The organism is Bremerella sp. P1 (assembly GCF_028748185.1).
Lineage (GTDB): Bacteria > Planctomycetota > Planctomycetia > Pirellulales > Pirellulaceae > Bremerella.
Genome location: NZ_CP118164.1, coordinates 2126789 through 2144557, shown reverse-complemented (window position 1 = coordinate 2144557; position 17769 = coordinate 2126789). Strand labels below are relative to the sequence as shown.

13 protein-coding genes and 1 tRNA gene are annotated in these 17769 nt (G+C 55.1%); 9 read left to right on the top strand and 5 right to left on the bottom strand.

Annotated features, from left to right (window positions below; translation table 11 throughout):
• Entirely contained in the window at positions 1 to 1401 is a 1401-nt protein-coding gene (locus PSR63_RS08820; protein ID WP_274332504.1) for an O-antigen ligase family protein, read from the bottom strand.
• 62 nt (positions 1402 to 1463) lie between these two features.
• Positions 1464 to 2933, bottom strand: a complete 1470-nt coding sequence (locus PSR63_RS08815) for a GumC family protein (RefSeq protein WP_274332502.1) — start codon at positions 2931 to 2933, stop codon at positions 1464 to 1466.
• A 441-nt stretch (positions 2934 to 3374) separates the two neighbouring features.
• On the opposite strand from PSR63_RS08815, the gene PSR63_RS08810 reads away from it, so the two are divergent.
• The 6 genes from PSR63_RS08810 to PSR63_RS08785 all read left to right on the top strand — a co-directional run bounded on the left by PSR63_RS08810 (position 3375) and on the right by PSR63_RS08785 (position 9909).
• On the top strand, positions 3375 to 4478 hold the full coding sequence (locus PSR63_RS08810) for a GNAT family N-acetyltransferase (RefSeq protein WP_274332500.1): 1104 nt from the start codon (positions 3375 to 3377) through the stop codon (positions 4476 to 4478).
• Between the two features lie 7 nt (positions 4479 to 4485).
• Positions 4486 to 5355, top strand: a complete 870-nt coding sequence (locus tag PSR63_RS08805) for a polysaccharide deacetylase family protein (protein WP_274332498.1) — start codon at positions 4486 to 4488, stop codon at positions 5353 to 5355.
• Positions 5352 to 6878: a lipopolysaccharide biosynthesis protein gene (locus PSR63_RS08800; RefSeq protein WP_274332496.1), complete on the top strand. Its 1527-nt coding sequence runs from the start codon at positions 5352 to 5354 to the stop codon at positions 6876 to 6878. The genes PSR63_RS08805 and PSR63_RS08800 overlap by 4 nt, the downstream gene beginning before the upstream one ends.
• Positions 6879 to 6893: 15 nt before the next feature.
• Positions 6894 to 8123, top strand: a complete 1230-nt coding sequence (locus tag PSR63_RS08795) for a glycosyltransferase (protein ID WP_274332494.1) — start codon at positions 6894 to 6896, stop codon at positions 8121 to 8123.
• Positions 8124 to 8235: 112 nt separating this feature from the next.
• Complete coding sequence (locus tag PSR63_RS08790; RefSeq protein ID WP_196782251.1) at positions 8236 to 8847, top strand: lysophospholipid acyltransferase family protein; 612 nt, start codon at positions 8236 to 8238, stop codon at positions 8845 to 8847.
• Between the two features lie 15 nt (positions 8848 to 8862).
• A complete protein-coding gene (locus tag PSR63_RS08785) occupies positions 8863 to 9909 on the top strand; it encodes a phosphatidate cytidylyltransferase (protein ID WP_144970369.1) in 1047 nt (348 codons plus the stop codon).
• A 141-nt stretch (positions 9910 to 10050) separates the two neighbouring features.
• Here PSR63_RS08785 and PSR63_RS08780 read toward each other — a convergent pair whose 3' ends face one another.
• Positions 10051 to 11910 (bottom strand): pyruvate kinase, encoded by a 1860-nt coding sequence (locus PSR63_RS08780; protein WP_274332490.1) that lies wholly within the window; start codon positions 11908 to 11910, stop codon positions 10051 to 10053.
• Between the two features lie 258 nt (positions 11911 to 12168).
• On the opposite strand from PSR63_RS08780, the gene PSR63_RS08775 reads away from it, so the two are divergent.
• The 3 genes from PSR63_RS08775 (at position 12169) to PSR63_RS08765 (ending at position 16536) form a co-directional block, all read left to right on the top strand.
• Positions 12169 to 12251 (top strand) — tRNA-Ser (locus tag PSR63_RS08775).
• A gap of 522 nt (positions 12252 to 12773) precedes the next feature.
• A complete protein-coding gene (locus PSR63_RS08770; protein ID WP_274332489.1) occupies positions 12774 to 14075 on the top strand; it encodes an ABC transporter substrate-binding protein in 1302 nt (433 codons plus the stop codon).
• Between the two features lie 22 nt (positions 14076 to 14097).
• Positions 14098 to 16536 (top strand): response regulator, encoded by a 2439-nt coding sequence (locus tag PSR63_RS08765; RefSeq protein WP_274332487.1) that lies wholly within the window; start codon positions 14098 to 14100, stop codon positions 16534 to 16536.
• Between the two features lie 20 nt (positions 16537 to 16556).
• Here the strand turns inward: PSR63_RS08765 and PSR63_RS08760 are convergent, their stop codons facing one another.
• Both PSR63_RS08760 and mobA read right to left on the bottom strand, forming a co-directional pair.
• Positions 16557 to 17066 (bottom strand): DinB family protein, encoded by a 510-nt coding sequence (locus tag PSR63_RS08760; protein ID WP_274332486.1) that lies wholly within the window; start codon positions 17064 to 17066, stop codon positions 16557 to 16559.
• A 22-nt stretch (positions 17067 to 17088) separates the two neighbouring features.
• Positions 17089 to 17724 (bottom strand): molybdenum cofactor guanylyltransferase, encoded by a 636-nt coding sequence (mobA, locus tag PSR63_RS08755; RefSeq protein WP_274332484.1) that lies wholly within the window; start codon positions 17722 to 17724, stop codon positions 17089 to 17091.
• Positions 17725 to 17769: the final 45 nt, after the last annotated feature.

The window sequence follows — 17769 nt, the reverse complement described above, 5'->3', positions numbered from 1 at the left end:
TTAACCTCGAGCAGCGGCCTGGTGTTGCCAGGGTGTAGGTGGGGTAGTTCGTTGGGTTCGCTTCACCAGGCCAAAGTCATAGGCCAGGGCAGCGTTCATGCCGGCGACCAGGAAGATCAATAGATGGTCGTACGGCATAAAGGTGATTTCGTGACCGATCATCTGGCAGACGGCAATCAGGACGACGCCGACGCCTAGGGTGCCGACGGCTTTTGCCCACTCAGGCGAATTGCTGCGGGCCTGCCGCCAGCCGTTACGCAACCACATTCCATACATCGCGAGAAACGGAATAAAGCCCATCAGGCCCAGGTCGCACAGCACACTGAGGAACGTGTTGTGATGGTCGTAGTCGCGAATCGATTCGAGAACCAGGTCGACATTGCGATCGGCAAGATACGGTAGCTTGGCCTTCTTGAACTGACTGAAGCCGTGTCCCAAGACCGGTCGATCGAGGAACATCTCCCATGAAACGTACGTAAAGCTGGCTCGCATACTGACCGAGCGACGCGTGTCTTGAACCGAGCCTTCCCGCTGCAGTCCCATGATCGCATCCGACTTGGCAACCACGGCCAGCAGACCACAGGCAATCATGCCGGTGATAAGCACGGTCCGCGTCTTACCTTGCATGGTCAGGAAGATGCCCGCCATCAAGCTCAAGCCGCAGCCAGCCCAGACGGTTCGTGTTTTCGTGAAAAATATGGCCGCCAGGAACAGCGGAATCAGGCTGAGGATAAACCACTTCCACTTGCTGGAGGCCCGCGTCCAAAGCAGGCACGTTGTCAGCAGGCATCCGCATAAGTAGACGCCGTAGCTCACCGATTGAACCATTGGTCCGCGAGCACGACCAAAGTGCAGACCAATCTTGGGATCGGCGATGTAGCGAGGGAAGACGAATCCATAGAGCCCAAGTCCTTCCAAGATGCCGATTACCGCGAGGTAAACACCAAACGCGGTCATTGCCATCAGAAACCAGTCGATCTGCTTTTCATCGTACTTCAAGTTTCGCGCGACGATGTAGACCGTCAGGGGAATCAAGTAGCCGTTGATCAGATGCTGAACCGGCGGAACCTGGCCTGGTTCGATGTTGCGAAAGTCATGGGTAAACGTATTGAAGAACAGCACGCCAAAGAAGATGGCGATGACGGTATCGATTGCCATCCAGGGACGGACCTCGATCTTTCCCAACTTCCACTGAAAGATAAACGCGGCAACCAGGCCGACAATCGCCAAGCGGTCAATCGAGAGGGTAATACCACCCAGGTCGAATTGCAGAAAATAAACACCGGCAGTCGCGGTCGCGATCAGCAGACCGACGCAGGCCAAGAGCAAGTTGCCACGCGTGGCCAGGATGGTTCCCCATACCAGGCCGACGAGAACAAAAATGGCAACAATGGCGGTCATGTCGATGTCTTCAGCATTCGGTTTTCAGGACTCGAGTCGCTCGAAAGTGCTGGAAACGCGAATCAGTTAGGTGAAGGGTTGCGATGTGCGAGGTTGAACAAAGCTTCCTTCAAAGATAGGCCATGCCCTGCTACTGGAGCAGGATGCTGACCCGCACCGGAAGCATTGCTCGTTGAGCTTGCCGATGGTATCGGTTGTGCTGATGGTGCGGCCGTCATGGGGACGGTCAGAAAGAGAATGCCCAGCCCCAAAGCCAGCCCGCCAACAACGCCGGCTCCAGCGATTGCCTTGCGGGAAGGACCAACCGGGTAGTCACTGACCTCGGGAGTGCTCACTTTAGTGATCAGAGACGTGGTGGTTGCCGCTTCCACCGACGACCGGGCATCGGCCAGATCGGTTCGGATTTGAGTCAGCTTGTTATTCTTTTCGCGAACTTCCGCCACCAGATTATTGTACCCAGCACGTAGGGAAGCCAGCTTAGTCATCCGCTCGCTTACGTCGTCAAGCATGGTCTGCAGCTGAGCAATGCGACTGGCATTCACGCTTCGTTCCGCATTCAGGCTACGAATGGCGATGGCGATTTCCTGGTGCAAGTGGCTACGAATCTCTTCTTCGGCATGATGAGCCGCGATGACGCCGGGATGGTTGTCGGTGCGTATCCCTTGCAGTTGAGCCGAACGAAGCTGGGCATCGATCAAGCCATCCTTAAGCCGACGCAGTGCCGGTTGCGATTCAAGTAGCTGGTTCGGCGTGGCAATCAGTTCACTCGTGTTTTGCTGGGCTGCTTCTAGAATCTCCAGCAGTCGCTGCGAGCTTTGCTGGTTGGCTAGAGCCGTCCGCAGTTCGTTCTTGATTTGCACCATCTGTTCGCGAAGGTTACCGTTCCCCGAGCCGACTTCGTTCAAGATTCGCAACTCTGCCAGGTCAGTTCCGACTTCTTCTTCCATGTCCGACAGGCGATTGGTTACGCCAGTCAGGGCCTGGTTGGCTTGTTGTTCGCGATAGTTGAGTTCTTCTACCAGGCTCAATGCACGGCTGTTTCGCATCTCGCCCAGTTGCTGATCGAGTTGGATGCAGATCAATTCGTTCAGCTTCTTCGCACGCTCAGGCGTATCGGCTTCGACCGTGATGTACAGCATTTCGGTCGTTCCGAATTCGGTGCCGCTGGGGGAATGAACACTGATCGATTTGCGAGCCGTGGCGATGTCGTCTTTGCTCGGCCAGGAACCGGTCGACCAGCGGCCTGCGGGTACTCCCAATTGCGTCAGCGCTGCCTCGATCACTTCTCGCGAACGCGTCAGCTGGAGCACGGTTTCCTGGGCGTGCTTCATGTCTTCAACTCGGGAGAACTGTCCTGGTCGGCCTAAACTACTGACCGCTTCGTCGCGCAGTACGATGCTTTGGGTGGCTTCCCAGGCATTCGGCTTGACGACGGCATACGCAAGTGCTGCGGTCGCTACCAGGATCGTGGGAATGATCCAACGCAAACGATAGCGAACAAGCGCGAAGAGGATGTCAGCCGGGTTGAACATAGCCATTGCCTCGAGAAAGGGCATATCGATAGGGAGTGAAAAACGTGCGGGAAGCAAGACGCAGCCACGTGGGCCGGAGGTCCTGCTTCCCACAACCCCGATTCGCTGGAGCTATAAGGCAAGCCGAGTGCCAATAATTGGGAATGCTCCGGCTATTCGAGGGGTAAAGGCCGTTTGGAAAAGCACTTAGGTGCGGTGAGGAGCGAGCTTCGGGTTGCCACCGAGATGTTGCCAAATCGCAAGAGACGTGGCGAAAAAGCAACACGTGATGTGTCTGAGAAACAATTGCCACTCGGTGGGTAAGCATCCCTTCTAAACCGGCGCAACTTTGTTTGCTTTTACCTAACAGTGGGGAATGTTTGATAGTCCGTTGTCGAGAATAGAACGGCCTGCGGTGCGCAATCGCGGGCCTGAACGTTAACTTCGGCCCCCCAGATATCTATGCACGTCGAACGGTTTTCAGATCCCCAATCCGTCGTTTCCTTGCGGTCAGCCTGGAATGCGTTGGCTGGCAATGTGCCCTTTCGCAGCTACGACTGGATGATGTCGTGGTGGAAGCATTACGGCGATGCCCATCAGCTATTCATTGTTGGCGTGTTTGATGGAGACGAACTGATTGGACTAGCTCCCTGGTATAAAGCCGCCGGAAAAACGGGCGGACGTACGCTTCGCTTTCTGGGTGATGGTGAGGTGTGCAGCGACTATCTCGATATTCTCGTGCACCCGGATGACCCGAATCGAGTGGCTCCGCTGTTGGTCGATTGGTTACAGGAAGCCCTGACGACCTCGAATGCCTGGGATGCGATGGAGTGGGAGAACCTCGAAAAAGGGGCACCCATCGCGGAAGAACTGAGTCAACGGATGATGCAGTGTCAGGCTATGGTTCATCGATTATCAGCGATCAATTGCTGGCGACTTGAGATACCCGAGACTTGGTACGACTTCGAGATGCAGCAGTCCAAGTCGCATCGCAAACAGATCCGCCGCCAAATCAACCGCGTGCTCGATACCGATCGCTGCCAGCTGCATGTGTGCGATAGCGCGACCGGCCTGGATGCCGCCATGCCGATTCTGATCGATCTGCACATGCGTCGACGAAAATCGCTCGATCAGCCAGGCTGTTTTGCGGACGATCGCTTCACGAAGTTTTTGTACGAAGCGGCCAGTCAGATGATGGCCGACGGCAAATGCGAGATTCTCTGGCTCGACCTGGACGATGTGCCTGTCGCGGCCGAGATTCACTTCCCCGGTCATGACATTTCATATGCCTACCAGGCCGGTATCGATCCTGATCGCCTGAATGATGAGCCTGGCAGCTTGATGCAGATTGCCGTCATTCGCCGTGCCATCGAACAAGGCAAGACAGCCGTCGACTTCCTCCGCGGCGACGAACCCTATAAAGCCCATTGGCGAGCCGAACCACGAGCCTGCGAGACGATCCGTGTCGTGCCCAATACGACCTTTGGATTGATCCGACAGGGGATCTGGACGACGAAAACCCAGGTCAAGAGTTGGCTCAAAGCGTCGCTTGGAAAGAGCGAATAAGACCAGCATGCAGCGACTGAAAGAACAACTGATCGACGGCTATTATGCCGCGACCTGGCCATGGCGAGCTCGGTTTCGCCAGGTCCGCGCGCGGGTCGGACTCGCACCGGTGATGGTCCTCTTTTACCATCGCGTGGCGGATCAGAATCTCAACGACTGGACCATTACCAACGACGGTTTTCGCCGTCACCTTGATTGGCTGCAAGCCAACTTGGAGGTGGTGACCCTGACAGAAGCCCAACGCCGCATCGCTTTGCGATTCAATCCCAAGCCTTGCGTGGCGATTACGTTCGACGATGGTTACGGTGAAAACTGTGATCAGGCCATCGGCGAGCTGATTCAGCGTCAGATGCCGGCGACTTACTTCGTAACGCTCGACAACGTCTTGACCGGCAAGCCATTTCCTCATGATGCGAAGCTAGGAATCGATGCCTCTCCCAATACGGTTGACCAGCTGCGCGAGATGGCGGCTAGTGGCGTGATCGAAATTGGTGGACATTCGCGAACCCATCCAGACGTTGGTGCGATCCGCGATACAGAGAAGCTGCATGACGAAGTCATTACGGCGACCCAGGAATTGGCGTCGCTGATCGATCAACCGATTCGCTACTTCGCGTTTCCATTTGGCCAACATGCCAACCTGAATGACGCCGCGATTAACATGCTTCGCGCGAATGGCATCCAGGGGTTCTGCTCGGCCTACGGTGGCTACAATTTTCCCGGTGACGATCCGTACCATATCCAGCGGATCCATGGCGATCCCGAGCTTTCGCGTCTGCGGAATTGGCTGACGATCGATCCGCGTAAGGTGAACGGGGTGAAGCGTTACCAGCCTCGGTATGCCAGGCAGGCCGCAGCGGCAGGAGGGAACGCATGAGCGCGTCTCCTACCGTCAACAACGCGGCAGAGATTCCCAGTACGCCGACCTACAAGACGACATCGCTTGCGGAAAGCATGCTGCTGTTGGCAATGCTGACCGTTTTTCAGCGCGGCATTGGGTTTATTCGCGGCGTGCTGTTTTGCCGATGGTTGCCGGCCGAACAGCTCGGGTTATGGGACTTGGTCTTTGGCTTTTTGATGTTGGCAGGCCCACTGGTTGTGCTGGGAATCCCCGGCTCGTTTGGCCGCTACGTCGAGCACTACCGACAAAAGGGACAACTGCGAACGTTCCTCTATCGAACCACGGTTGCCACCGTTGTCCTTTCGTCGATTGGTTGTGGACTGCTGTGGATATTTCACGAACAAGCGGCAGTTGTGCTGTTCAAAGATGCCAGCCTGGCTCCGATCATTCCGGTGGTCGCACTGACGCTGATCGCCGTTGTGGGCTTCAATTATTTCGTCGAACTGTTCATCGCTATGCGGCAGATGCGAATGGTTTCGGCGCTGCAGTTCGTCAATAGTGTGCTCTTCGCCGTGATCGGGTTAGGGCTCTTGCTTTGGTATGACACGTCCGCCGAAAGCGTCATCCTTTCCTACGGTATCGCATGCAGCGTGACCGTGGTGATGGGGGGCGTTGTCCTGGCGCGAGACTGGAATCAGGTACCGCTGTGCGATCGCGTTCCGATGCAGTCGGAGTTCTGGAAGAAGTTGCTTCCATTTGCTGCCTGGTTGTGGGCGATCAACTTGCTCTCGAACTTGTTTGAAGTGGTCGATCGTTACATGATCGTGCACTTCAGCGGACTGACCGCGGAAGAAAGTATTACCCTTGTTGGCGACTATCACAGTAGCCGCGTGGTGCCATGGCTGATGGTTGCCGTGGCGAACCTGTTTGGCGGGATCTTGCTGCCGCATCTTTCGGCCGATTGGGAACGAGGCGAACAGTCGAAGGTTTCCAAACAACTGAATCTGCTGCTGAAGGCCAGCTCGATGGTGATGATGGCTGGTGCCATTGTGATTGGGCTGACCGCTCCCTTGTTGTTCGAGTACGTCTTCGATGGCAAGTACAGCGGTGGTCTTGCCGTGTTGCCGTGGACGCTGACTTACTGTGTTTGGTACAGCCTGGTCGGGTGCGCGATGCTCTACTTCTGCTGTGCCGAGAAAACGCATGTCGGCGCAATCGTCTTTGGTGTTGGGCTTGCCGCGAACGTGGGGCTGAATGCCTTGCTGTTGCCGATGTGGGGACTCACCGGAGCCGTTGTTGCGACGGCACTAGCCAATGCCATTGCTATCGTTCTGGCACTCTTCCTTGCCCATCGCCATGGCATGGAGATCCAGAAGTCGACGCTGATGCTCGCCGCGGCACCCTTCCTACTTGGGCTGGGCTGGCCGGTGGCGCTTTCCGTGTGGGTCGTTCTGCTGTGGCAAGCCTATGCAGGCAACTGGGTTTTTGATGTCCAGGAAAAGCAGACACTGCAGGATGGCGTTGGCGTGCTAACAAGCAAATTCGGGTCACGAACCTAGAGGACCATAAAATCAATGATGCGACGACGAATCAATCTTCCGCTGGATGGCCGCGGCCCTTTGCGTGTGATGTACCTGGTGACGAGCATGCCAGTCGGTGGTGCCGAAACGCTGCTGGTCAATCTGATTCGACGGATGGATCGGAATCGATTTGCGCCTGAGCTGTGCTGCATGAAAGAGCTGGGACCACTGGGCGAAGAGATGCAAAAGGAAGTTCCCACGTTCCATAACATGCTCAGTGGCAAGTACGACCTGCGTGTCGTTCCGCGACTGACCGAGCTGTTTGCGATGCGCGAGATCGACGCCGTGGTTACGGTGGGTGCTGGCGACAAGATGTTTTGGGGACGACTTTGTGCCTGGCTGGCCGGCGTGCCGGTCGTCGCTTCTGCCATTCATTCAACCGGGTGGCCTGACTCGATCAATTGGCTTAACCGCCGACTGACCTCGATTACCGATCGCTTCATCGGCGTGGCGGCTCCCCACGGCAAGCACCTGGTCGAAGTGGAAGGCTTTCCGCAAGAAAAGGTCACGGTCATTCCCAACGGAATCGATACCGACCGCTTTGTCGCTAACGCTCAGACACGTGAAGAAATTCGTGGTCAGTGGGGTGTTTCGGAAGATACGGCCGTGTGCGGAATCGTGGCGGCTCTGCGGCCTGAAAAGGATCATGCATTGTTTTTGAAAGCAGCGGTCCGCGTTGTCGAGCAGGCCCCACAATCGCACTTTGTGATCGTGGGGGATGGGCCTGAGCGACCTGGGATTGAAGCACTACGTGATGAGCTGGGTTTGCAGGATCATGTCACGATGACCGGCAGTCGCAGCGATATCCCTGAGCTGCTTTCGGCGATGGACTGCTTCGCGCTCACGTCCAAAAACGAGGCCAGCCCGGTTTCGATTCTCGAGGCCATGTCGACCCAGTTGCCGGTTGTCGCCCCCCGCGTGGGGAGCATTCCCGATGCCGTGGACGATGGCGTGAATGGTTTACTCGTCGAGGCCAGCAATCTGGACGAAACGGCCGATGCTATGGCCGCATTGATGCAGGACGCCGATAAGCGGGCTGAAATGGGCAAAGCTGCACGAGAGAAAGTGCTTCGGTATGGCTCGCTCGATGCGATGGTTTCCGGCTACCAGGACTTGATCAGCGGTGTTTATCGTCAGAAAGTCCAAGCGGCTCTGCATATGGCTCGTCAGCCAGCGACAAGCCCGGTACTGGTTCCTCAGAGAAGCGACGCAAAAGCATCGTAAAGTACAGTCAGCACAAGAGTTTCGCAACAAAGGGCCGCTAGTCTTACGGGCGGTCGTGCGATACGATGGATAGATTCCGTTCGTGTCGTGCTGGGGTTAGGTTGCAGAGCAAGTGAAATTCAACTTCACGGGTCCGTTCTTGGCTGGTCTGGCGAAAGTGGTCGCCGGAAGCAGTGTTCGCTGGGTGGATTGCCATCCCGACACATGCCAACGGATCTATTTTGCCAACCACACAAGTCACATTGACGCGGTGATCATCTGGGCATCGCTTCCTAAGCATTGTCGCGAGCTGACCAAGCCAGTCGCGGCGAAGGATTATTGGGACCGAGGCTGGTTCCGCCGTTACCTGGCACATTCCTTGAATGCGATGTTGATCGATCGTGAGAACATCAAGGTCCACCGCAGCCCGGTGGAATCGATGCTCAAAGAGATTGGCGACAAGTACTCCGCGATTATCTTCCCCGAGGGAAGCCGCAACGACGGAACGAACCTCCGCGATTTCAAAAGTGGGCTTTTTTACCTGGCAAAGAAGCGACCTGACCTGGAATTGGTTCCGGTGTATGTCGACAATATGACACGCATCTTGCCTAAGGGCGAGTACTTACCGGTTCCCCTGTTGAGCCGTGTGATCTTCGGGCCGCCTATCTGGTTAGAGAACGGCGAGCCGAAGACCGACTTTCTCGTCCGCGCTCGGGAAGCGGTTTCCCGGCTGCGAGACGTCTGACGCTGATACGACATCATGGACTTGCTACACGCATCCCTTAGCACGATTCTTACGGCACCGTTGTTGGCTCAACAAACGGCGTTTCTGCTGGATGGTGCGACCGGTATCTTACTTGGGGTCGTGATCAGTTGTTTGTTGATCGCAACTGGGGCAGGGCAGATCTTACGCCGCCAGCCTGATTCAAGCGTGAACCCGGCCATCGTTCAGGCATTCATTCGCCGAGTGCGGGCCTGGTGGCTGATGACGGCGATCCTGGCTGTCACATTCACGATTCCTTCGCCGGTTGCCACGGTGATCTTGTTCTTCCTGATCTCGTTCTGGGCACTCCGCGAGTTCATTACTCTCACGCCAACGCGGCTGGGTGACCACCGTACCTTATTCTGGGTCTTCTTTATTTTGACGCCGGCTCAGTATGTGTTGGTGGCGATGGGGCAGTCGCAGTACGAACTGTTCAGTATTCTGATTCCGGTCTATGGCTTCCTGTTCATTGCCGCACGCATTGCCGTTGCGGGCGACTACAAACGTTTTCTGGAACGTATCGCGAAGATTCAAGCCGGACTTTACATTTGCGTCTACTCGCTTAGCTATGCTCCGGCACTCTTGTACCTGACTGATTGGACCGATCCAGAATACTCGACCAAGAGCACCGCTGGTCTGTTGTTCTACTTCCTTCTGATCGCTCAATTGAGTGATCTATTGCACTTTGTCTGCAGCCGCTTGCTCGGCAAGAATGTGATTGCTCCGAATATCAACGCCAGCCGAACCTGGGAAGGCTTCTTCGCAGGCACCGGCGTCACCGCAGTCGTTGGAGCTATGCTAAGCCTGACCGGGGCCACGCCGTTCAATCCCTGGCAGAGTGCCGTGATGTCGATTGTGATTGCCGTGATGGGGGCCGCCGGCAGTATGGCCATGAGTGCCATTAAGCGTGACCGTGGCGTTCAGGATTACGGCACGTTGGTGGAAGGGCACGCCGGCGTACTCGATCGTATCGACGCGATCTGCTTTGCCGCACCGGTCTTCTTTCACCTGACGCGTTATTACTTCACAACGGCCAGCGGCTAAGTTACGCAGCGACCAATTCTTCTTCCGTAGGCTGAGCACTACGTTCGTGTTGCCAGGCCCTGATATAGAGGCTTCAAATCGTTTGCCGAGCTTTTTCGGAGACGCGCGCGAAGGCACCCCTCTTCGATTGATTCATCGCAATTATGATGCCGAATCAATATTCGACACGCTGAGCTTTCGCAGAGTCGCCAGTTTCTTGCGTTGATGGTTTTGCATCCGTTCCAGAATATCGGACAGAAACTGGACTGTTTCGACGATATGCTCCCCTTTGTTCAGCATCACGCACTCGGCGCGACCACTCATGGCAGCATCCGTGACCTCGGCCCTGGTGGGAAGTCCTTTTTTCGCCAGGCTTTCCAGAACTTGCGTCGCCCAGATCACCGGTACGTGAGCTGCCTCGCTGAGCCAGAGGATCTCTTCTTGAACTTCCGACATACGGTTGAAACCGATTTCGACACCCATATCTCCGCGAGCAACCATCACGCCAATGGGCGGATGCCGGAGTGCGGCAAGTAGGAGTTCGGGGAGGGTCTGAAATGCCAGTTGCGTCTCGATTTTAAGAACGACGCCGATTGAATCAGCGTCTCGGGCGTTCAACTCGTCAATCAAGTCTTCCACGTCACGAACATGTCGCACGAACGAATAGGCCAGGATATCAGCGTTTGCCACTACGAAATCGAGATCCGCTCGATCTTTCTGAGTTAACGCAGGCAGATTGAAGTGCGTGTCCGGGAAATTGATTCCTTTATCACTTCGGATCTTCACCGAGTCTTTTCGTGTTTGCGTAACTTCGACGATGAGTTTTTCGGCGGACGCCTCGCGAACAACGGCTTCCAGTTCACCATCATCGTAGAAGAAACGATCGCCTGGCCGAACATCGCGGTAGATCTCGGGCAAATTGCAGCCAATACTTGCCGGCTCGGTAATCTTGCCATCCGCGTCTTTCCGCGGAGGATGACCAGGAATATCGCCATGAGTCAACGTGATAAGATCGCCGACATGAACGGTGAACTCATGTTCGGATTGCTTGACGAATGTGTCGGCGATGTTTCCTGCGTGTACCTGTTCGCTATTTCGAAGCACACAAAAATGTGCGTTCGGTTCAACGAATGCTTCGTCGTCTCCTTCCGCCCAACAGCCAGCTTCTTCTACCGAGCGAACCACAAGCGTTTGTTGTCGGCCGCGGGTGTCAGTCACGAATACCTTGTCACCTTGTTGAATCGACTTCAGAGCATCTGGCGGAAGTGGTAGAACTTCATCCGCCGATTTGTTGATAGGGGCCTCCGAAGAAAGCCAAACCTTTGCGGGTGAACGGATCTTCCCGACGTCATTCAATCGAGGACGCCAATGCAAAACCCTTGGCTTGGACTCAAGTGGGCTGGTTCGCGGATTGGGGCCAGCGAGGTCCATCTGGACTTTGCAGCTGCAGGCCGTTTCCTTTTCAGCGCGCCGGAGGTGTTCAATCATCTGCGCCCAAACCTGCTGGTCATCCTTCGAGCAATTGATGCGCATGACATCCATGCCGGCCTGAAGCAGTTCCAGGATCAGCCGATAGTTCAAGGCACCCTCGCTGGGAATTGTGACCATGATTCGCTGTTGGCGAGAGCTGTCTGGTTCGCCGAACAGGGTATTTGTGTTTCTTTCCAACTGGGCACGGCCAACCCGAAAGCCTTCGAACGAATTCTGAAGATCGATCTCTGGCGGTGTCTGATCTGCCAAGCGGTAAAGGGCTGTCAGAACAGCATCGATTGTCGGCAGTACGTACGCTTCCATCCGTCCCAGAGAACTAAGCCCTAAGGCATGTAGCTGATACTGCAACTCTCGGATGTCGTGCTGACGAACACTAAGGTAGTGCACCAGGTTCCGACCACACTGTCGTTGCGACTCTGGGATCTTTTCCAGCGAGGTAGCGAATTCCCCTTCGAGCCTGAGGGCTCCCTGACGAAGCTGAAGAAGGGAATCGATGAGGGTCGAGAATAGTTGATTGCTCGGAGTTTCCATCAGCAACCTCTTGGCGAGTAGATTCTCGCCAGAGCAGGGTTTTAATCAGCGATGAACCTGCATCTTAGGATGGTTAGGTTAATGGACAATTCAGATTCCAGAGAATGCGACACAAAAACCGAAAGATGTGAACTACTCCGCAGAGCCCCTACGCGAACCTCGGCTAGGTGAAACCGGTCCCAAGTTTTGTCCCAGGAACGATTTCAGGCCGGGTTGATAGAAACCCAAGAGTCGGTAAACTGAGAAGTTCCAAAGCCGGGAGGATACGCGAACTGGCTAGCAGCTTGACTCGAAATCAAGTGCCGGGTAACCGGTTGAGGGTTCGAATCCCTTGTCCTCCGCTCAAAGGCAATATTCGAGCACATAAGGACTTACGTCGATCTGACGCGAGTCCTTTTGTTGCTTCTTGAGGCTGGCTGTTCTTGGCTTGGCGGGTTTTGCTTTTGGGGACGAATGCCCCCAGGTTTTCATGCTGACCCTGCCGGTCGCTTGTCTTTCATGGACTGTCTCTGCATGGTCTTTTGCTTTGGGCCGTGACGGCGACATCTAGTCGTATTAGGGGCCAGTAGTGTGGATCAAACCGAGACGGATGGCAGCCTTAATGTGAGCTAGCAAATCGTTTGTAATTTGATCACCTTGTCGTCTGCCGGGTGGTAGGCAGTTGCATAGGTGGCAGGGGGGCTCTGGCCATACGAAGCGTTTTTAAGCGCTTGCGGTGGCTGTTGAAGCAGGTTTTTGCGGGGTTTTCCAGGGAAAAACCTTGATTTGCCCACACGCGCGTTTCTGCATCCCATATTACTTTGCGGCCTTTTGTTCCCGGCTTAGCAGCCATGTATAGGCATCAACATGAAGAGGGGCGCTTCATGGGTATCACAAGTAGCGTTAAACAATCAAAGCGAAACAATCCGATCTCTCGACGCCGGTTTGTTGGTCAGGCTGCTGCTGCGGTCGTTGGGCTTTCGTACCTAAACTCTCCGCCTGCGGTGCATGCCAAACAGAAGGCGACGCTACGCGTGCTTGGGACCGATGTTACTCTGCAAGAAGATATTCGCCGCCAGGCCGAACAAGATCTTGGCATTCAGATTATCTTTGAGCCCCGCGGTAGTGCAGGCGTTCTGCAGAAGGCTTCGACGCGTCCGGAATCGTTCGACGTTTACGAGCAGTGGTCCAACAGTATCAACGTTTTGTGGTATGCCAACGCGATTCAGCCGATCGACAAGTCACGCATTCGACGCTGGGACGAGATCAATCCACTCACCAAGACAGGCCGACTTGCGCCGGATATGAAAATCGGGGCAGGCGACGCACCGCACAAGATCCTGCACGTTCAAAGTGATGGTAGCCTTGGTCCCCGGTCAACCAGTCAGCTGAGCTTCCTGCCGTATGTGCACAACGTCGATTCATTCGGCTACAACACGTCGATCATTCCCCAAGGCGTACCGTACGAAACTGAGAGTTGGGGATGGCTTCTCGACGACGAGTATCGAGGTCGCGTTGGTTTAGTGAATGAGCCAGCGATCGGGATCTTCGATGCGGCATTGGCTGCGCAGGCCAAAGGCTTGGTCGAATTCCAAGACATCGGTAACCTCTCGCGGTCAGAGATCGACAACCTGTTCAGCGTTCTGGTCGACTACAAACGCCGCAAGCACTTCAACGGAATCTGGAACTCGGTTCCCCAGTCGGTTCAGTTCATGAAAACCGGTCGGGTGGTCATCGAGAGTATGTTCTCGCCGGCGGTGTCCACGCTCAACGGGATGGGCATTCCCGTTACGTATGCGGCTCCTAAGGAAGGCTACCGTGGCTGGCATGGCGTGTTATGTCTTTCCAGCAAAACAACCGGATACACGCGGGATGCGGCCTACGAGTACATGAATTGGTGGCTCGATGGATGGGCCGGAGCTTACATGGCGCGTCAGGGATATTACATCTCCATTCCCCAGCGAGCCCAAGAGTATCTCACTTCCCAAGAGTGGGACTATTGGTACGAAGGGAAGCAGGCCGAAATGGATTTGCCAGGTGCTGACGGAAGCACCGCAGTCAAGGCAGGCAGCTACCGAACAGGTGGTTCCTACCTAGAGCGTCTAGGAAATGTTGCGGTTTGGAACACGGTGATGGATTCGTATGAATACAGCCTTGTTCGTTGGTACGAACTATTAACGGCTTAGTCAGGTGTGAAGAGGATCAAAAATGAACCAACAACATACTGATCACGAGTCGAAAGGCTGGAGCGTAAGCGCGAAAATCTCGCTGGGGTTTTCGATCGTCCTGTTGTTGCATATTTCCATTGCGGTTCTCAGCCACTACGGGATTCTTAAGTCGCAGCAAGACTTCAACACCTACAGTCAGCTTCGCGGCGAAGTCGATCGTTTCTACGAAATTGATCGCGCCGTGGCAGCCCTTCAGCGAAACGTACTCTTGTTTGCATTCACAGGGTACGAGGGGCCGGAGCAGCGAGCAGAAGAGCTACAAGTGGAGTTGGATCGTCTCCTTGCCGAAGCCGCCAACAGCGATCATCTAGGCGAACGCGAAGACATTCAAGCGATGCAAGCCCACTTGAAAGCCCATCGCGAAATCTTCTCGGCAGTTGAAGCCGATCGAGCGAAACGTCGCAAGCTCGTCAATGAAGACCTGCAAAGTCACGTGGAAGAGTTTCAGCACGCCATTGTGAAACTGTTGGAGAATCCCACCACCCAAGAATTTGCCGAAGAGGCGGACGCGGCATTTACGGCCGCTCAGCTGAATGTCCTGAAGTTTGTCAATGGACCCGACTCACTGCACTTTCGAGAGGCCAAGTCGCAGTTGGCGAGTACCAATCGGTATCTTCGTCCGCTGACGGAAATCCAAGATCCCAAAGTTCAGGTCGACGCGAAAGCATCCATTGACGCGGTGAAGAAGTATGAGGATGCCGCAATTCAAATGGTTCAGGCAACCCGCGGATACCTGCACTTGGTGAATGTTGTCCTGGCAGGGGAATCGGTCGAGTTTCGCCGATTGGCGGGAAAGATCCGTCGGGAACAGACCGAACATGTGAGCCAACTAGCGGCCAGCATGGCCGAGGATAATAAAAGCTTCAAGGCGGCAAGTAACTTGTTCTCTTTGATTACGATCGTTTTGGGGATTGCCGCTGCCTGGCTGATCGGTCGTGACGTTGTCCCTCCGCTCAATGCGATTGCCGACACATTCGACGGCCTTGCTAAGGGTGAAAGGATCGAGTCGATTCCCGCACTGGATCGCAATGATGAACTAGGGCGTCTCGCTATGGCTGCACAGATCTTCAAAGACAAAGCGGCCGATACCGAACGCCTTTTGAAGATGGCTGAGTCGTCCCAGCAGAAGCTCAATTCCGTTAATCACGAATTGGCGAAGCAAAGTGCTTTGGCAGAGAAGATGGCCGAAGACGCGACAGCGGCCACGCTTGCAAAAAGCGAATTCCTGGCGAACATGAGCCACGAAATTCGAACCCCAATGACGGCCATTCTCGGATTTGCCGAAACCCTAACCGAAGCAGCCCAAGATGAAGAGAGCCAACAGGCGATTGAGACTATTCAGCGAAATGGCGCACATCTCTTGGCCATCATCAACGATATCCTCGATCTGTCTAAGGTTGAGTCTGGCAAGTTGACTGTCGAAAGACTCTCGACGTGTCCCTATACGCTTGTCAATGAAGTGATCTCGTTGGTACAGGTCAAAGCCGACGGGGCTGGCCTTAAGCTTTCGTCCAAGTTCAGCGGTCAGATTCCGAAGTCAATTCACACCGATCCGACTCGGCTGCGACAAATCTTGATCAATGTCCTTGGGAATGCAATCAAGTTTACAGAGGTCGGTGGCGTGGCCTTGAATGCGGAACTTGTAAAGTACCACGACCGAGCCATTATGCAGTTCGACATCATCGACTCCGGTATCGGGATGACACACGAGCAGATTGCCCGCTTGTTCCAGCCGTTTTGCCAGGCCGACTCGTCCATGACCCGAAGGTTCGGCGGAACGGGGCTCGGGCTGACGATCAGCAAACGTCTGGCGGTGATGCTGGGAGGAGACTTGATTGTTTCTCACTCTCAGATTGGACAAGGAACTTCATTTCGTTTGACCGTCGATGTCGGTCGGATCGAAGAAATTGAGTTTCTGGATGCCCCGGCTGCCAGGGCACTCGGCAAGACGAAGGCCCAGAGCTCGACCGATCGTATTAGTCTCCAGGGAATTAACCTGCTCTTGGCCGAAGATGGTCCCGACAATCAACGACTCATCAAGTTTGTCTTGAATAAAGCCGGGGCGGAAGTCGAGGTCGTGGGTAACGGTCAACTCGCGGTCGAGGCCGCCCTGAATGCCGAGAAGGCCGGTAGTCCGTACGATTGTATTTTGATGGACATGCAAATGCCGGTGCAGGACGGTTACGAAGCGACTCAAGAACTACGAAGCCGTGGGTACGACCGTCCGATCCTGGCACTGACAGCCCATGCCATGGCGCGCGACAAACAGAAGTGCATGAACGCCGGTTGCGATGGATTCCTGACCAAACCGATTGATCGTAAGCAACTGCTGATGACCATCTGTCATTGGGCGAGCAAGGATGGCAGCGATTTAGCTGCGGAACGAGAGCAGGCCGTCGGGGAAAGTCGCGACGGCTAATCAATGCGGCCATTTGCTTCTTAGCGAATCGGCGGTTTACCGGAGAGACGTCGCAGGAGGCCCATCTGCCCGAAGTGCATCATCACGTGATAGGGAAGGAAGACAAGCGTCTCGAACTTGGTCTTGAAAAGTGGATGATCCGGTAGGCTCGGTTCGTCCAGTTGTTCGAGCGTGTAGGACTCGAGTTCTTCGAGCAGTTTGTCATTGACCCGTTTATAGATCTCAATAAAACGTTCCCGCGAAGGGTAAATCGTTTGGTCTTTCGACGGAACGCTGCCGCGTCCGAAACTCGCGGAATAGCTCTCAGGGATCAGGCCTGCGTCTTCGGCTCGCTTGCCTCGGATTCGCAACATCCCCAAGCCATAGTTGGCAATGGTGATGTGCCCTACTTGCCAGGCAATGTGCGTGACTCCTTCTTCCGGCATGCGAAACCAAAGGTCTGGCTCCAGGCCGTCGATGAACTCGCGGAACATATTGTCGGTGAAGGCGATCCGTTGCTTCGTCAATTCCCATTGAGCTGCGTCAGCCATGCTATTCATTCCCGAATCGGAGTCAATCTTCCAGTGGATGTTTCAAGCCGGCGATCTGTAACGCTTCGCGGTAGGCGTCCGGCGTGTTGACATTTCTTAATAAGCCCAAGTTTGGATCGATGCCAGCAAGCTCGCTGGCATCGATCCAACGAGTCTTCAGGGGTTCGATGCAGGACAACAGTCGATGGTTACCTGTCGAAAGAATTTTATCGAAGGTTTCCATCGCTCGATTGGCATAGACCGCAGCCAAGGGCTGAGGCATTTCCTCGTGAAGTGGGATGACTGCATCGTTGGCCGAAAGCTGCCCGAACAGGTATTCGATCGACGGTTGTGTTACCAGTGGCAAGTCGCACCCCAGTACGATGGTAGCTTCGGCCCATCCCGTAACAAATTTAAGTCCCTCATAGATCGCCGCTGCGGGGCCTTGCTGTTCGACGCGGTCTGCCAGTTCAACGTATTCATACGGCAGCAGCGGAAGTTCTTGCACCTTGCTTGTCAGCAGGACGACTTCTTCGACCACGGGCGAAACGATCCGCACGACGCGCTCGAGCATGGTTTCGTTGCCGAAGGGGAGATGCGGCTTGGATTGCCCCATGCGGCGGCTTTCACCGCCACAGACGATCAAAGCGGCTCGCTGGGAACGGGGCAGGGTGGTCATGTCGCGTCGGTTGGTGTCGGTTATATTAAAGGGCGTCGCTTATCG

What these genes read in the sequence shown, in the direction of transcription:
- PSR63_RS08805 (WP_274332498.1), top strand. Translation starts at nt 4,486, where the DNA reads ATGCAGCGACTGAAAGAACAACTGATCGACGGCTATTATGCCGCGACC.
- PSR63_RS08765 (WP_274332487.1), top strand. Translation starts at nt 14,098, where the DNA reads ATGAACCAACAACATACTGATCACGAGTCGAAAGGCTGGAGCGTAAGC.
- PSR63_RS08785 (WP_144970369.1), top strand. Translation starts at nt 8,863, where the DNA reads ATGGACTTGCTACACGCATCCCTTAGCACGATTCTTACGGCACCGTTG.
- mobA (WP_274332484.1), bottom strand. Translation starts at nt 17,724, where the DNA reads ATGACCACCCTGCCCCGTTCCCAGCGAGCCGCTTTGATCGTCTGTGGC.
- PSR63_RS08800 (WP_274332496.1), top strand. Translation starts at nt 5,352, where the DNA reads ATGAGCGCGTCTCCTACCGTCAACAACGCGGCAGAGATTCCCAGTACG.
- PSR63_RS08815 (WP_274332502.1), bottom strand. Translation starts at nt 2,933, where the DNA reads ATGTTCAACCCGGCTGACATCCTCTTCGCGCTTGTTCGCTATCGTTTG.
- PSR63_RS08770 (WP_274332489.1), top strand. Translation starts at nt 12,774, where the DNA reads ATGGGTATCACAAGTAGCGTTAAACAATCAAAGCGAAACAATCCGATC.
- PSR63_RS08780 (WP_274332490.1), bottom strand. Translation starts at nt 11,910, where the DNA reads ATGGAAACTCCGAGCAATCAACTATTCTCGACCCTCATCGATTCCCTT.
- PSR63_RS08820 (WP_274332504.1), bottom strand. Translation starts at nt 1,401, where the DNA reads ATGACCGCCATTGTTGCCATTTTTGTTCTCGTCGGCCTGGTATGGGGA.
- PSR63_RS08810 (WP_274332500.1), top strand. Translation starts at nt 3,375, where the DNA reads ATGCACGTCGAACGGTTTTCAGATCCCCAATCCGTCGTTTCCTTGCGG.
- PSR63_RS08760 (WP_274332486.1), bottom strand. Translation starts at nt 17,066, where the DNA reads ATGGCTGACGCAGCTCAATGGGAATTGACGAAGCAACGGATCGCCTTC.
- PSR63_RS08795 (WP_274332494.1), top strand. Translation starts at nt 6,894, where the DNA reads ATGATGCGACGACGAATCAATCTTCCGCTGGATGGCCGCGGCCCTTTG.